Below are 14,531 nucleotides of genomic sequence, written 5' to 3'. Positions count from 1 at the left end.
GCGGCATTCCCTCCCCCGGGCCCAGTTTCAGGCAAACGATGCCCCGCATCGTTTAGGTCATGCCGGGGGCATGACCGACCTGAAACTCGCCTGCGGGAGGGGAGAAGAAGGGGGATCCGTTTGCCAGAAGCGCACCCCCTCCCGCCTGCGGGAGGGGCGTGGATCCCACAGGCGTCAGCCCTGCTTCAGTGTCGCCATGTCGATGACGAAGCGATACTTCACATCGCTCTTCTGCATCCGGTCATAGGCGGTGTTGACCTGATCCATCGCGATCATCTCGATGTCGGCGGTCAGGCCGTGCTGGTGGCAGAAGTCGAGCATCTCCTGCGTCTCGGCGATGCCGCCGATCAGCGAGCCGGCCAGCGCGCGGCGGCGGAACACCAGATTGCCGACCGAGGGCGACGGATGCGGCGCATCCGGCACGCCGACCAGCGTCATCGTCCCGTCGCGCTTCAGCAGGACGAGGAACTGGTCCAGGTCGTGCGGGGCGGCGACGGTGTTCAGGATGAAGTCGAAGCTATTGGCATGTTCGGCCATCTGATCGGCGTCCTTCGACACGATCAGGCCCTTGGCGCCCAGCCGCTTGGCATCCTCGGCCTTGTTCGGCGAGGTGGAGAAAACATACACCTCCGCACCCATCGCGGCGGCGATCTTCACGCCCATGTGGCCCAGGCCGCCCAGGCCGACGATGCCGACCTTCTGTCCCGGCCCGACCTTCCAATGGTGGAGCGGCGAATAGGTGGTGATCCCGGCGCAGAGCAGCGGCGCGACGGCGGCCAGATCGGACTCGTCATGGTTGATCTTCAGGACGAAGCTTTCCTTGACCACGATATGGTTCGAATAGCCGCCCAGCGTGTGGCCGCCCATCACGGGATCGGGGCCGTTATAGGTGCCGACAAAGCCGGTCCCCTCGCAATATTGCTCCTCGCCGTCATGGCACGAAGGGCAATGGCCGCAGCTGTCGACCATGCAGCCGACGCCGACCAGATCGCCGACCTGGTACTTCGTCACCGCGTCGCCGACGGCGGTCACGCGGCCGACGATCTCATGGCCCGGCACGCACGGATATTGGGTGCCCGCCCATTCGCCCCGCGCCGTGTGCAGGTCGGAGTGGCAGACGCCGCAATAGAGGATGTCGATCGCGACATCGTCCGCCTGACAGTCGCGGCGCTCGAAGGAAAAGGGGGCGAGCGGGGTCTCGGCCGACTGGGCGGCATAACCCTTGGCGGGAGTGGGCATGGAAGCTCCTTCGGGAAATCTGTGAGGCGACCGAATGATCGCAGCATTCAGATGGGTCCTGAGGAGTCGCCATGCCAGACGAACGGAAGCAAAAGTTTTCCGATCGGCGATGATCGGCGAATTGGCCAACTACAATATGTTGTAACGTTACTTGGGCAATATCATCCCAGAAAGCCCTGGTTCCAGGTCGAGGCGTCGTAATTGCCGATATTGGGCAACACGGTGCGCAAACCACTGGAGTCGACCCCGAACCAGCTGGCCAGCGTCGCGGCATATTGATCGACCGACATGGTCGGCAGCAACCGGCCCTGTCCGACATCGTCGCTGGTGCCCGCGCCGACGATCGGGGCCTTGCCATAGAAGCGCTGCCCCTTGACCGCGCCGCCGACGACGAAGTGCATGCTGCCCCAGCCATGGTCCGCGCCGTCGCTGTTGGACACCAGGGTGCGGCCGAAGTCCGATGCGGTGAAGCTCGTCACCTGATTGGCGACGCCCAGCGCGGCGGTGGTGTCGTAAAAGGCCTTCATCGCCGCCGACACCTTGGCCAGCAGCACCGGCTGGGACGCGACCAGCCCGCTATGCAGGTCGAACCCGCCCATCGAGACGAAGAAGACCTGGCGCTTCAGCCCCAGCGTCTGGCTGACCGCGATCATCCGCGCGACCATCTTCAGCTGGTCGGCAAGATTGTTGTTGGCGGGGAAGAGCGGGAAGTTGCTGGCGGGGGCACCGGCCAGCGCGGTGCTGAGCTGTGCCTGGATGTCGAAGGCGCGCTTGCTGATCCGGGCATGTTCGTTCGCCATGGCGAAGCTCGACTGCGCGGTCATCAGCCCGCGCAAGCTGTCCAGCGCGGAGGACGAGCCGTACAGCGTCTTGCTGCCGCCGATCAGCGGGATCGGGCCGCCCGTGCCCACCGCATATTGGATCGCGCTGCGCCCGGTCAGATAGACCGCATTGCCGCTGGCGTTGATGCAGGTCAGCGCGGCGGCGCCGTTGCCGCTTTGGAACACGTCGCCGATCCGCCCGCCCCAGCCGCTGGCGGCGCCCTCCGGGCTGGACGCCTGGAAGAAGCTCTGCTGGTCGTTGTGGCTGAACAACTTGGGCGGCAATTTCGCGGTACCGCTGCTATATTGCGCCTTGGTCGTCGGCTGGATCAGCGTGCCCAGGTTCAGCGCCACCGCCATCTTGCCCGCCGCGAACAGCTGGTTCAGCTCCGGCATGGCCGGCGACAGGGCATAGGCGCGGCCGCCGGGCAGGGCGGCGGCGGGGTTCAGGACGCTGCCGGCCAGGTCGAACCGCTGATAGGCCAGGTTGGGCCGCGCCGCGGCATAGGCGGCATAGCTGCTATCGTCATAGGGGATCAGGGTGTTGGCATAGTCGTTGCCGCCATACAGGAACACGCAGACCATCGCCTTATAGTCGGACGCGGTGGCCGCCGCCGCCTCGCCGATCGCGGCCAGGCTGGTGACGAAGGGGGTGGCGGTGCCGGCCAGGCCGAGCAGCGCGCTGCGCTTCAGGAAAGCGCGCCGGGACTGGTCAAGGGGGGACTGGTCAAGGTGGGACTGGTCTGGGGTCATGCTCATCACCGCAGGGTCAGATAGTCGGGGGAGGCCATGGTCAGCAGGATCGCGATGCCGACCCGGTTGATCGGCCCGTTGGTCGCGGTTGCCGACACGCTGTCCACCGCGGTGCGGATGGTGGCGAGGGTGGTCGCGGAGAGCTGTCCGGCGGCCAGCACCAGGTTCACCTCGTCGACCAGCGCCTGGGTATCGGCGGCCTTGGTCAGGATCGCGGTATAATCGGCCTTCACGTCGCCGGTGCCGTTGGCGATCAGGCCGTACATGTAGTTGACGTAGGCGACGACGCTCTGTTCGTTGGTGATCTGGAACTCGGGCGCGACCAGCCCGGCGCTGGCGATGCTGGTGCCGGGCGGCGTATAGCCGGGGCGGTAGAAGTTGAAGACCGACGGGCTATGCCCCTTGCCCTGTGCCAGTCGGTTCGCGGGGCTGGAGGTGTCGCCGATCGCCCAGGCATTGGAGGGCGAGGTGACGCCGTACGCGCGCGCCCAGCCGGTCATGCGCAGCACCGGCTCGCGCAGCTTGCCCGCATTGGCGTCGGTCGGCACGCCGCGCGCCTCGCTGTCGAGCAGGATCGCGCGGATCACCGCCTTCATGTCGCCGCGCACGCCCTGGCCATTGTCGGCAAAGGCGCTCGCCACCCGGCTGACATAGGCGGGCGAGGGATTGCTGGTGACGAGCCGCTGGATCAGCTGCTTCGCGACGAAGGGCGGCATGTTGGAATGCGCGAAGATGGTGTCGAGCGCGGTCTTGATCGCCGCCATGCCGCCGCCGGTGACGGTCGTGCCCAGAAAGGTCGCCGCGCCGGTCTCGTTGATAGCGGCGTTCATCACCAGCGGCTGGCGATAGCGCGCGGTCGTGGTGCTGTCGCTGGAGGCGGGGGCCAGGCCGGTGAACACGCGCGCCAGGCCGGAGACGTCCGCCTGGGTATAGGTCTCCATCGGCTGGCCGCCATTCATCTTCTGCGTGCCGTCCATGTTCAGCTGGTACAGGCCCAGCGTGAACAGCTGCATCAGTTCGCGGGCGTAATTCTCGTCCGGCTGCTGCCCGGTCGTCGGGTTGCCCTTGCGGTTATTCAGGAAGGTCAGATAGGTCGACATCGCGAAATTGGTGGTGATCGCACCGATGATGTCGCGGTAATTGCCGAAGGCATTGTCGAGCAGCAGGTCGGCATAGGCCGCCATGCTGAACGCGCGCCAGGCGTCGGTGACGCCGTCGATGCTGACCACCAATATGTCGAGCAGCGCGCTGCCGACCCGCTGGCGCAGCTGGTCGGGCTCGACGATCATCTGCCGCCACAGCGTCGCGTCGAACCCGGCCAGGGTGTTGCGATTGGTCGCCGCGTCATAGCCATTGGCGGTCAGCCAGTCCCAATGGCTGGTCGCGCGGGCCATCGCGAACTGGTCGGTCAGCCAGCCCTCATAGCCGCGCGAGACGACCGCATCGATCGCGCTGCGGGTGGCGCCCATGGTCGCCTGGGCCAGGAAGCGGCTGGCCTCCGTCGCGGTCGGCGGGGGCGTGACGACGACGACCGGGGTGGAGCCGCCCGAGGGCGCGCCACCCGTGCTGGCGCTGCCGCTGCCGCCATCGCCGCATGCCGCCAGCGCGAGCAGCGGCAGTATCGTGCTGCCGGTCGCCAGGGCCGGGCCTAGGGGCGCCGCCTCGCTTGCAGGCGCCAGTGCATCGTCTTCGGCGGTCGCCGTCATCGGCGCCGTCGGATCGTCCCACCCCGTCATCTGGATTCATACTCGCTACTGCCGCCCGCCCGACGGCCGGTGCAGAGTGTAACCTATGTGGATAACGAAATATGAATCGGTTCCGCCATTGGTCGCGTTTACGGCGCGTTTGGGCCGATCCGGACCCATTGTGACGATGCTGAAACGAAAAGGGCTCCGAGAGGGGTGCCTCGGAGCCCGATCACGTGGGTATCGGCCGCCGGATCAGTCGATGCGTGGCAGCGTTTCGAACTGGTGATAGGGGGGCGGGCTGGACAGCGTCCATTCCAGCGTGGTCGCGCCTTCGCCCCAGGGATTGTCCCCGGCGGGCTTGCCCGCGATCAGCGACCAGATCAGGTTGACGAAGAAGATCGCCATGCCCGCCGCCATGATCTCATAGCCATGGGTGGCCAGCCGGTTCCACTCGGCAAAGGCGACCGGATAGTCGGGGATACGGCGCGGCATCCCCTGCAGCCCTAGGAAATGCATCGGGAAGAACAGCAGGTTCACGCCGATGAAGAATACCCAGAAGTGCAGCTGGCCGAGCAATTCGCTGTACATCTTCCCCGACATTTTGGGGAACCAGTAATAGAAGCCCGCGAACAGCGCGAACACCGCGCCCAGCGACAGGACATAGTGGAAGTGCGCCACGACATAATAGGTGTCGTGCATGTAATCGTCGATGCCGCCATTGGCCAGCACGACGCCGGTCACGCCGCCGACCGTGAACATGAAGATGAAGCCGATCGCCCAGACCATCGGCGTCTTGAAGCTGAGCGAGCCGCCCCACATGGTCGCGATCCATGAGAAGATCTTGATGCCGGTCGGCACCGCAATGATCATCGTCGCGGCGGTGAAGTACATCTTGGTGTTCACGGACAGGCCGGTGGCGAACATGTGGTGCGCCCACACGACGAAGCCGACCACGCCGATCGCGACCATGGCATAGGCCATGCCGAGATAGCCGAAGACGGGCTTGCGGCTGAACGTCGCGATGATCTGGCTGACGATGCCGAAGCCCGGCAGGATCATGATGTAGACTTCGGGGTGGCCGAAGAACCAGAACAGATGCTGGTACAGGATCGGGTCGCCGCCACCGGCGGGATCGAAGAAGGTCGTGCCGAAATTGCGATCGGTCAGCAACATGGTGATCGCGGCGGCCAGCACCGGCAGCGACAGCAGCAGCAAGAAGGCCGTCACCAGCACCGACCAGACGAACAGCGGCATCTTGTGCAGCGTCATGCCCGGCGCGCGCATGTTGAAGATGGTGGTGATGAAGTTGATCGCCCCCAGGATCGACGAGGCGCCCGCCAGGTGAAGCGACAGGATCGCCATGTCGACGCTCGGCCCCGGCTCGCCAAAGGTCGATAGCGGGGCATAGGCGGTCCAGCCCACACCCGCGCCCGACCCGAAAAAGGGCGAGGCGAGCAGCAGCGTGAAGGCCGGGATCAGCAGCCAGAAGGACACGTTGTTCATGCGCGGGAAGGCCATGTCGGGCGCGCCGATCATGATCGGCACGAACCAGTTGCCGAACCCGCCGATCATCGCGGGCATGACCATGAAGAACACCATGATGAGGCCGTGCGCGGTGATCAGCACGTTCCACAGGTGCAGCGACTGGTCGAGGCTCTGCGCCCCGCCATGCAACATCCCCGCCCAGATACCCAGATACTGGATGCCCGGCTCGCGCAGCTCGGCACGCATCAGGCCGGAGATGCCGCCGCCGATGATGCCCGCGACGATCGCGAAGATCAGATAGAGGGTGCCGATGTCCTTGTGGTTGGTCGACAGGAACCAGCGCGCGAAGAAGCCGGGCTTGTGATCGGCGTCATGGTGCGCGTGGTGGTGATCCTCATGACCGACGAAAGCCGATCCGGGGTGCAGTGCGGTGTCGGTCATGGCTTATTGTCCAGCGTTGCCGGGGCCTGCCGGATTGCCGGTGGCGCCCTGCGCGGAAGTGGGGGAGGTGGCGGGCGTCGCGGCATTGTCCGCCGGGCCGGTCACCGCCTCGGCGGCATTGGCCTGCGCGGCCTCGACGGCGGAGCCCTCGGCGCCCGGCTGCGGGATGACGGCGGCCGATGGCGTGGCCGCACCCGGCATCTTGCCGCCCTTGGCCGCGATCCAGGCGGCGAACTGCGCCGGGCTCACCGCCTGCACCGCGATCGGCATGAAGCCGTGGCGCGCGCCGCACAGTTCGGAACACTGGCCGAAATACAGGCCCGGCTTCTCGATCGTGAAGCTGGTCTCGTTCAATCGGCCGGGTACCGCGTCCAGCTTCATCCAGAAGGCCGGGATCGCCCAGCTGTGGATGACGTCGTTGGAGGTGGTGATCAGGCGGATCGGCACGCCGACCGGCAGGACGATGCGGTTGTCCACCGCCAGCAGGCGCGGGCCGTCCGCATCGGCGCGCGCGCGCTCACCGGGGGCGACCTGATCCTTTTCCTTCAGCATGTTGGCGGTGATCTCGATCCCGCCATGATCCGGATATTGATAGGTCCAATACCATTGGTTGCCGATCGCCTTCAGCGTGACCGCGCCGGCGGGCGCCGGCTTGAACTGCGCCTGGAGCAGGCCGATCGAGGGGACCGCGATCAGGACCAGCACGACGACCGGGCCGAGCGTCCACAGCACCTCGATGAAGGTATTGTGGCTGGTCTTCGAGGCGACCGGGTTGGCGGCGCGGCGATAGCGGAACGCAACCCAGGCGAGCAGCAGCAGGACGAGGACGCAGATCACGGTGATGACCGGGATCAGGATATGGTCGTGCATCCGGTGCGCACGCTCGCCATTGATCGTCACCTGCGGCTGCAGGCCGAAACGGCCCTCGATCGGCATCCCGACCTTGGGGTCGATGGTGGTGACGGGGGCGCCGTCCTGGGCCAGCAGGGGGCTGGTCGGGGCGGCGGTCGCGGGGGCGGCGGCGGTCGTGGGCGCGGTGTTGGCGACTCCGGCCGGTTCGGCGGCGGCCTGCGGGGCGGGCGCCGGGCTGGGTTGCGCGATCGCGGCCCCCGACAGCGCGGCGCATCCCAGCCCGGCGGCGATCGCCAACGCCTTGATCCGTTGCGGCATCCTCATCCTCCGGGGTCCGGACATGCGCTTGACCTCGCTCATCCCGCTCTCGTCTCCCATCCTCCCTCACGGGTCCGCCGGTCGTTCGGTGGCTCCTCACGGGGTCGTCTGTCGTTCTTATCCGGTCGACTATAGCACGGGACCGCGCCCCCTCAACCCTTGAGCGCATATGCCAGATTGCGCGCGGGGCGGGGCGATCCTATGAGGCCCGGTCATCTGACCGATGACGGAGCTGCCCCATGACCGATGAAGACGTCCTTGCCGAGTTCCGCGCCGCCGAGGCGCTGCTCGAAGGGCATTTCATCCTCTCCTCCGGCCTGCGCAGCCCGCGCTATCTGCAATGCGCGCGCGTCCTGATGGACCCGGCGCGCGCCGCCCGGCTGTGCGAGGCGGTCGCCGCGAAGATCCCGGCCGAGATCCGGGCGCAGATCAGCGCCGTCGTCGCCCCCGCCATGGGCGGCGTGATCGTCGGCCACGAAATGGCGCGCGCGCTGGGCGTGCCGGGCATGTTCCTCGAGCGACCGGAGGGAACCTTCCACCTGCGTCGCGGCTTCCGGCTGGAGCAGGGGCAGAAGGTGCTGATGATGGAGGACGTGGTCACGACCGGCCTGTCGAGCCGCGAGGCGATCGCCGCCATCGCGCGCGAAGGGGGCGAGACGATCGCGGCGGCCTCGCTGGTCGACCGTTCGAACGGTTCGGCCGATCTGGGCGTGCCCTTCTTCCCGCTGATCCGGCTGGACGTGCCGAGCTACAGCGCCGACGCGCTGCCGCCGGAACTGGCGGCGATCCCCGCGATCAAGCCGGGGAGCCGCGCGGCGGCATGACCGAGCATCTGCGGCTGGGGGTCAATATCGACCATGTGGCGACGGTGCGGAACGCACGCGGTGCGGGCTATCCCGATCCGGTCAAGGCCGCGCTGATCGCGGCCGAAGCGGGCGCGGACGGCATCACCGCCCATCTGCGCGAGGATCGGCGGCATATCACTGATGCCGATATCGCGCGGCTGTCGGCCGAGCTGACCGTGCCGCTCAACCTGGAGATGGCGGCCACGCAAGAGATGCTCGCCATCGCGCTGAAGCATCGCCCCCACGCTGCGTGCATCGTGCCGGAAAAGCGCGAGGAGCGGACGACCGAAGGCGGTCTCGACGCCGCCGGGCAGCGGGAATGGCTGGCGCCCATGGTGGCGAAGCTGGGCGAGGCGGGCATCCGCGTCTCGCTGTTCATCGAACCCGATCCGCGGCAGATCGAGGCGGCGCTGCACTTGCGCGTGCCGGTCGTCGAGCTGCACACCGGCCGTTATGCCGAACTGGACGGCGAGGCGCGGGCGCAGGAACTGCGGCGCCTGTCGGACGCGGCGGCGCTGGCGGCAAAGAACGGGATCGAGGTTCATGCCGGCCACGGCCTGACTTACGACAATGTCGCGCCGATCGCCGCGATCCCGCAGGTGCGCGAACTGAACATCGGCCATTTCCTGATCGCCGACGCGGTGTTCGTCGGCTTGCCCGAAGTCGTGCGCAAGATGCGCGCCGCGATGGACGTGGCGCGGTGAATCCTCCCCGGCACGGGGAGGGGGACCGCCGCGAAGCGGTGGTGGAGGGGGCTCTCCACCTCGCGAGTCCCTTAGGGCGTTCCCCCTCCACCAGCCTGCGGCTGGTCCCCCTCCCCGTGCCGGGGAGGATCGCATGATCATCGGCCTCGGCTCGGACCTGTGCAATATCGAGCGGATCCAGGCGGCGCTCGACAGGCATGGTGGCCGGTTCGAGGCGCGCTGCTTCACCGATGTCGAGCAGGCCAAGGCGGCCAAGCGCCCCTTCACCCGCGCAGGGACCTATGCCAAGCGCTTCGCCGCCAAGGAGGCCTTTTCCAAGGCGGTCGGCACCGGCTTTTCGCAAGGTGTCTTCATGCGCGACATCGGCGTCGTGAACGCGGCCAGCGGCGCGCCGACCCTGTCTTTGACCGGCGGCGCGCGCGAACGGCTTGACGCGATGACCCCGGCGGGCCACGTCGCCCATATTCACTTGACCATGACCGACGATCACCCCTGGGCGCAGGCCTTTGTCGTGATCGAGGCAAGACCGGAAGTTTCCGCATGAAGGACGCGGTGTTGGACACGAACCCAGGCTCGCCCGCCGACCAGCCGGTGAGCGCGCCGCCGCCGCCCGCGCAGACGCCGCCCGCCAAGAAGAAGGGCACCGACTGGTGGGCGGAGATCAAGGGGCTGTTCTGGCTGCTGCTGATCGTGCTGGGTTTCCACAGCTTCGTCGCCAAGCCCTTCTACATCCCCTCCGAGTCGATGCTGCCGGGGCTTCAGGTCGGCGACCGTCTGGTCGTCAGCAAATTCGCCTATGGCTGGTCGTACGTCTCGCCGACCATCCCCAACCCGTTCGCGATCTTCCGGTCGCTGGTCCTGCGCCAGCCGACCGACAGCTGGAGCTACCAGTTGCCCTTCATCCATGGGCGGCTGTTCGGATCGCTGCCCAAGCGCGGCGACGTGGTGATCGTGACCCCGCCGGGTACGCATGACGATTATATCAAGCGCGTCATCGGCCTGCCCGGCGACCGGCTGGAGGTGCGCGACGGCGTCGTCATCCTGAACGGCAAGCCGGTCGAACGTGGACCGCTGCACTATGTCGACATTCCGGTCGATACCAACAGCCCCTGCACCGACTATGGCGAACAGACCCGTGTCCGCCTGCCCGATGGCCGCCTGGTCTGCCACCTGCCGATCGTGACCGAGACGCTGCCCAATGGCCGCCGCTACGACACGGTCGAGACGGGCTGGAGCCCGGGCGACAATTACGGGCCGATCACGATCCCCGCCGACCATGTCTTTCTGATGGGCGACAATCGCGACCATTCGGCCGACAGCCGCTATTCGCTGCTGGAAAAGGGGCTGGGCGGCGCGGTGCCCTATGAGAATATCGGCGGGCGGGCCGAGTTCGTGACGTTCAGCCTGGACGGCGACACGACGCTCAACCCGCTGACCTGGTGGACCTCGCTGCGTTCCGGCCGCGCGGGCACCTCGCTGCACCCGGTGACGGCGAAGCGGGGATCATGAGCGATCCCGCCCCGCTGACCGACCGTCCGGCGCCGATCGAGTTCCGGGAGGGCTTTGTCCGGCGGGAACTGACGCGCGCGGCGATCTGGCTCGGGCTGATCGCCGCGATGGCTATCACGGTGCTGCTGGTCCAGCCGTTGCTGGTGATCTTTGCCGGGCTGGTCTTTGCGACCCTGCTCGATGGCGGCGTGCGGCTGCTCGGCCGGGTGTTGCCCATCGGGCGTGGCTGGCGGTTGCTGATCGTCGTGCTGGCGGTCGTCGCATTCCTGCTCGGCACCTTCTACCTGACCGGTGTCGAGATGACGCAGCAGGTGACGCAGCTTCGCGCGACGCTGGAGACGCAGGCGGGGCGCGTGACCGGCTGGCTCGCGTCGCAGGGGCTGATGCCCGGCACTTCGGACATCAACGGCCTGCTCAAACAATCGGTGGGCTCGATCGGCAAGCTGACCTCGTGGGTCGGGACCGCCGTGGGTGCGGTCACGACGATGTTTATGATCCTGATCATCGGCCTGTTCCTGGCGATGGACCCCGAAGGCTATGCGCGCGGCCTGCAATGGTTCGTGCCGCGTGCCGCCCGGGCCGAGTTCGCGATCACCCAGGCCCGCGTCATGTCCACGCTGCGCCGCCTGCTCGCCGGGCGTCTGCTGGGCATGGCGGTGGAGGGGGTGCTGACCGGCATCGCGCTGATGATCGGTGGCGTGCCGATGGCGCTGCTGCTGGGCATCATCGCCGGCATCCTGGCCTTCATCCCCAATATCGGGGCGATCATCACCGGCACGCTGATGATCGCGGTCGGCTTTTCCGCCGGGCAGGATGCGGGCTTCTGGGCGGTCGGCACCTATCTGATCGTGCAGACCTTCGACGGCTATGTCGTGGTGCCGATGGTCGCCAAGCGCACCGTCGACCTGCCGCCCGCGCTGACCCTGTCGACCCAGATCATGACGAGCGCGCTGTTCGGCATTTTGGGGCTGGCCCTGGCCGACCCGATGACGGCGATGGCCAAGTCGGCGTTACAGCGCCGGTCGGAGCGGGAGGCTGCCCGCGACGGCGACACCGCCCGCGCCGAAGCCGATCTCGGCTGATCCGGTCGCGATCGGTTCGGGCGGCAGGCCGACGGCCGTCCGGCGCTTGCGCGCGGTGACGACCGAATCGAACAGCGCCAGATAGCGATCCGCCGAGTCCTGCCCCGGTTGCGGCACCGGATCGGGGCGCGACGCGACCGGGTCGAGCCAGTGGCGCAGCGCCGCCGCCAATGCCCGCACATCCTCGCGCGGCACGATGGTGCCCAGCGTCGGATCGGACACGATCTCGTGCACCGCCGGGCTCGAATCGGTGGTGACGACCGGGGTGCCGACCGCCAGCGCCTCGCGCAGCACGCCGGGCACGCCTTCATAGTCGGACGACAGGGCAAGCACCTGCGCGGCGGCCATCGCGGCCGGGGCATTGGCGGAGTGGCCCGGCAGCGACACGCGGTGCGACAGGCCGAGTATCTCGATCTGCGCGGTCAAAGCGGGGCGCAGGCTGCCCTCGCCCAGGATGGTCAGCCCGATATCGTCGGGGAGCTGCGTCATCGCGGTGATCAACCGGTCCCAGCGCTTCTGCGGCTCCAGGCGACCGACGCCCAGGATCCGGCGGCTCGGCGTGGCGGGGCGGTCGGCGGCCATGCCCGGCATCGCGGTGGGCGGATTGGGAATGACCGCGACCGACAGCCCCGTCGCATCCTGCGCGGCGCGTGCGGTGGCGGGGGTCATCGCGACCAGCGCGTCCAGGAACCGGCGATGCCGCCGCAGCCATTGCCGCTGGCCCCAGGCGACCAAGGCCGCCTGGTCGCCGCGATCGACCGCGTTCGACATCTTGGCGACGATCGGCGGACAGGCCGCCGCCAGCCGCAGATGGGACCAGGCCGCCATCGCGGTATAGTGATTGCCGGGGCAGAAAATGATGTCGGGCCGCGCCTGCGCGATCATTTTGGGCAGTGCCGTGCACAATCCGCCATAGCGCTGATGGCCCAGCGTCACCATATCGACGCCGCGCGGCACCCCGTCCTGGAACTGGCCGTCCACATCGCCCAGCACGAGCGTGACGCGCCGCCCCCGGTCGAGCCAGCCCCGCAGCATCCGGCCGAGCGCGGCTTCCACGCCGCCACGCATCGCCAGGGCATAGGTCAGAATGTGATCGGCGGGCATAGGCTCCGAAGGGCTGACAAAAGGATCACATGGACGGCTAATCGGAGCTTGTCGCTCAATTATGTCAGTATCAGCCCTAAGGTGGACACAATCGGCGGACAGAGATGAATTCTTATTCAGGTGCGAGAAAGCAGTGTTGAGGTTAGCGGGCGCCGCCGGCGAACGCCGCCGAGGATTCTCCATAACGTGCAAGATGAACGAGATGATCCCATGACCCCGCAACAGGCCGTGCCTGTCGGACCACAGGCCGGATCGGGCGGCCCGGCGCATGACGTCGCCGCGCTGGAGCCGCTGAAGACGGTCAAGCGCCGCTGGCCCGCCATTGTCGGCGGCCTGCTGACGATCGCCATGGTCGTCGGGCTGGGGCATGAGCTGCTGGGTCGCGGCCTGGTCGGCCTCAGCCACTCGGTGCCGACCAACCCCTTATTCTATGTCGTCTTTTTCGGCCTCTACATGGCGCTGCCGATCGGCGACTATATCATCTTCCGCCGGTTGTGGGGCATTCCCTTCAGCGGCATGGCCGCGCTGATCCGCAAGCGAATCGCCAATGAAGTGGCGTTCAGCTATTCGGGCGAAGCCTATTTCTACGCCTGGGCGCGCGCCAATGCGAAGATGGTCGCGGCCCCCTTCGGCGCGGTCAAGGATGTCGGCATTCTGTCGGCGATCGCGGGCAATGCCATCACGCTCCTGATGATCGGGCTGGCCCTACCGGTCGGTCGCGAACTGCTGACCCATGAGCAGCTGCGGCTGGTCTGGGGCTCGATCGCGATCGTCATGGCGACCTCGCTGCCCTTCCTGATCTTCTCGCGCCGGGTTTTCTCGCTGGATCGCAAGACCCTGTGGTGGGTCTTCATGGTGCATTGCGTGCGCCTGATCGCCAATTCGCTGCTGGTCGCGCTCGCCTGGCATTACGGGATGCCGAGCGTGTCGCTGGGCATGTGGCTGTTCCTGTCGGCGGCGCGCCTCCTTGTCTCGCGCCTGCCGCTGGTGCCCAACAAGGACCTTCTTTTCGCCAATTTCGCGATCCTGTTGATCGGGCAGGATCAGGAACTGAGCGAACTGATCGCGTTCACCGCGGCGCTAACTTTGTTGGTCCATGTCGTGCTGATCGCCGGGTTCGGTGTGGCGGAATTGGTGCGGAGGGTACGGGCATGACCCGCGCGGGTGTGATGATGGCGGTGGTGGCGGTGCTGGGATCGGCGATGATGCCGCAGGCGGCAGGCGCGCAGATCCTGGGCAGCGATGCGGCGGCCTGTGCCAATGGCGGCGGTCCCGCGATCCTGGCGCGGATCGAGGGGCTGAAGGACCGCAAGGGCAATCTGAAGCTGGAACTCTATCCGGCGAATGACGAGGATTTCCTCCAGGACGACGGCGTCCTGGTCCGCGCGGGCAAGACCTTCCGCCGGGTCCAGGTGCCGACGCCGGCCGGCAACGGGCCGATCGCGATGTGCATCCGCGTGCCGCATCCCGGCCGCTATGCCCTGCTGTTCACCCATGACCGCGACGGCAAGAACAAGTTCAACTTCTGGAGCGACGGCGCAGGCTTCCCGGCCAATACCAAGCTGGGCCGCCGCAAGCCGCCGCTCGCCTCCGCGCTGATCGACGTGCCCAACGGCGTGGCGAACACGACCATCCGTGCCCAATATCTGCGGGGGCTGGGCGGTTTCGGCCCGGTGGAGTAAGGAACAGG

At 67.3% G+C, this 14,531-nt stretch carries 13 protein-coding genes; 7 read left to right on the top strand and 6 right to left on the bottom strand.

Annotated features, from left to right (window positions below):
• Positions 1-174: 174 nt before the first annotated feature.
• The 5 genes from QZ546_RS00655 to coxB all read right to left on the bottom strand — a co-directional run bounded on the left by QZ546_RS00655 (position 175) and on the right by coxB (position 7,597).
• Entirely contained in the window at positions 175-1,239 is a 1,065-nt protein-coding gene (locus tag QZ546_RS00655) for an NAD(P)-dependent alcohol dehydrogenase (protein WP_294233084.1), read from the bottom strand.
• Positions 1,240-1,400: 161 nt separating this feature from the next.
• Positions 1,401-2,819, bottom strand: a complete 1,419-nt coding sequence (locus QZ546_RS00650) for a DUF1501 domain-containing protein (RefSeq protein ID WP_294233081.1) — start codon at positions 2,817-2,819, stop codon at positions 1,401-1,403.
• Positions 2,819-4,549, bottom strand: a complete 1,731-nt coding sequence (locus QZ546_RS00645; RefSeq protein WP_294233078.1) for a DUF1800 domain-containing protein — start codon at positions 4,547-4,549, stop codon at positions 2,819-2,821. The genes QZ546_RS00650 and QZ546_RS00645 overlap by 1 nt, the downstream gene beginning before the upstream one ends.
• A 204-nt stretch (positions 4,550-4,753) precedes the next feature.
• Entirely contained in the window at positions 4,754-6,427 is a 1,674-nt protein-coding gene (ctaD, locus tag QZ546_RS00640) for a cytochrome c oxidase subunit I (protein ID WP_294233076.1), read from the bottom strand.
• 3 nt (positions 6,428-6,430) lie between these two features.
• Complete coding sequence (gene coxB / locus QZ546_RS00635) at positions 6,431-7,597, bottom strand: cytochrome c oxidase subunit II (RefSeq protein ID WP_294233074.1); 1,167 nt, start codon at positions 7,595-7,597, stop codon at positions 6,431-6,433.
• Positions 7,598-7,836: 239 nt separating this feature from the next.
• Here coxB and pyrE point away from each other — a divergent pair, with 239 nt between their 5' ends.
• The 5 genes from pyrE to QZ546_RS00610 all read left to right on the top strand — a co-directional run bounded on the left by pyrE (position 7,837) and on the right by QZ546_RS00610 (position 11,737).
• Positions 7,837-8,421: an orotate phosphoribosyltransferase gene (gene pyrE, locus QZ546_RS00630; RefSeq protein ID WP_294233071.1), complete on the top strand. Its 585-nt coding sequence runs from the start codon at positions 7,837-7,839 to the stop codon at positions 8,419-8,421.
• Entirely contained in the window at positions 8,418-9,146 is a 729-nt protein-coding gene (locus tag QZ546_RS00625; RefSeq protein ID WP_294233068.1) for a pyridoxine 5'-phosphate synthase, read from the top strand. The genes pyrE and QZ546_RS00625 overlap by 4 nt, the downstream gene beginning before the upstream one ends.
• Positions 9,147-9,279: 133 nt before the next feature.
• Positions 9,280-9,690: a holo-ACP synthase gene (gene acpS, locus QZ546_RS00620; RefSeq protein WP_294233065.1), complete on the top strand. Its 411-nt coding sequence runs from the start codon at positions 9,280-9,282 to the stop codon at positions 9,688-9,690.
• On the top strand, positions 9,687-10,655 hold the full coding sequence (gene lepB, locus QZ546_RS00615) for a signal peptidase I (RefSeq protein ID WP_294233062.1): 969 nt from the start codon (positions 9,687-9,689) through the stop codon (positions 10,653-10,655). The genes acpS and lepB overlap by 4 nt, the downstream gene beginning before the upstream one ends.
• Positions 10,652-11,737 (top strand): AI-2E family transporter, encoded by a 1,086-nt coding sequence (locus QZ546_RS00610; RefSeq protein ID WP_294233059.1) that lies wholly within the window; start codon positions 10,652-10,654, stop codon positions 11,735-11,737. The genes lepB and QZ546_RS00610 overlap by 4 nt, the downstream gene beginning before the upstream one ends.
• On the opposite strand, the gene QZ546_RS00605 is transcribed toward QZ546_RS00610, so the two are convergent.
• Entirely contained in the window at positions 11,666-12,841 is a 1,176-nt protein-coding gene (locus QZ546_RS00605) for a glycosyltransferase (protein ID WP_294233055.1), read from the bottom strand. The two genes, QZ546_RS00610 and QZ546_RS00605, sit on opposite strands and share 72 nt — an antisense overlap.
• A gap of 210 nt (positions 12,842-13,051) precedes the next feature.
• On the opposite strand from QZ546_RS00605, the gene QZ546_RS00600 reads away from it, so the two are divergent.
• Positions 13,052-13,996, top strand: a complete 945-nt coding sequence (locus tag QZ546_RS00600; protein ID WP_294233053.1) for a hypothetical protein — start codon at positions 13,052-13,054, stop codon at positions 13,994-13,996.
• Entirely contained in the window at positions 13,993-14,523 is a 531-nt protein-coding gene (locus QZ546_RS00595) for a DUF2141 domain-containing protein (RefSeq protein ID WP_294233050.1), read from the top strand. The genes QZ546_RS00600 and QZ546_RS00595 overlap by 4 nt, the downstream gene beginning before the upstream one ends.
• Positions 14,524-14,531 lie beyond the last annotated feature (8 nt).

Source organism: uncultured Sphingomonas sp., from assembly GCF_913062585.1.
Taxonomy (GTDB): Bacteria; Pseudomonadota; Alphaproteobacteria; order Sphingomonadales; family Sphingomonadaceae; genus Sphingomonas.
This window is presented reverse-complemented; position numbering and strand designations above follow the sequence as displayed.

Coding starts and splice junctions, on each gene's coding strand:
- QZ546_RS00655 (WP_294233084.1), bottom strand. CDS start 1,239: ATGCCCACTCCCGCCAAGGGTTATGCCGCCCAGTCGGCCGAGACCCCG.
- QZ546_RS00650 (WP_294233081.1), bottom strand. CDS start 2,819: ATGAGCATGACCCCAGACCAGTCCCACCTTGACCAGTCCCCCCTTGAC.
- QZ546_RS00645 (WP_294233078.1), bottom strand. CDS start 4,549: ATGACGGGGTGGGACGATCCGACGGCGCCGATGACGGCGACCGCCGAA.
- ctaD (WP_294233076.1), bottom strand. CDS start 6,427: ATGACCGACACCGCACTGCACCCCGGATCGGCTTTCGTCGGTCATGAG.
- coxB (WP_294233074.1), bottom strand. CDS start 7,597: ATGCCGCAACGGATCAAGGCGTTGGCGATCGCCGCCGGGCTGGGATGC.
- pyrE (WP_294233071.1), top strand. CDS start 7,837: ATGACCGATGAAGACGTCCTTGCCGAGTTCCGCGCCGCCGAGGCGCTG.
- QZ546_RS00625 (WP_294233068.1), top strand. CDS start 8,418: ATGACCGAGCATCTGCGGCTGGGGGTCAATATCGACCATGTGGCGACG.
- acpS (WP_294233065.1), top strand. CDS start 9,280: ATGATCATCGGCCTCGGCTCGGACCTGTGCAATATCGAGCGGATCCAG.
- lepB (WP_294233062.1), top strand. CDS start 9,687: ATGAAGGACGCGGTGTTGGACACGAACCCAGGCTCGCCCGCCGACCAG.
- QZ546_RS00610 (WP_294233059.1), top strand. CDS start 10,652: ATGAGCGATCCCGCCCCGCTGACCGACCGTCCGGCGCCGATCGAGTTC.
- QZ546_RS00605 (WP_294233055.1), bottom strand. CDS start 12,841: ATGCCCGCCGATCACATTCTGACCTATGCCCTGGCGATGCGTGGCGGC.
- QZ546_RS00600 (WP_294233053.1), top strand. CDS start 13,052: ATGACCCCGCAACAGGCCGTGCCTGTCGGACCACAGGCCGGATCGGGC.
- QZ546_RS00595 (WP_294233050.1), top strand. CDS start 13,993: ATGACCCGCGCGGGTGTGATGATGGCGGTGGTGGCGGTGCTGGGATCG.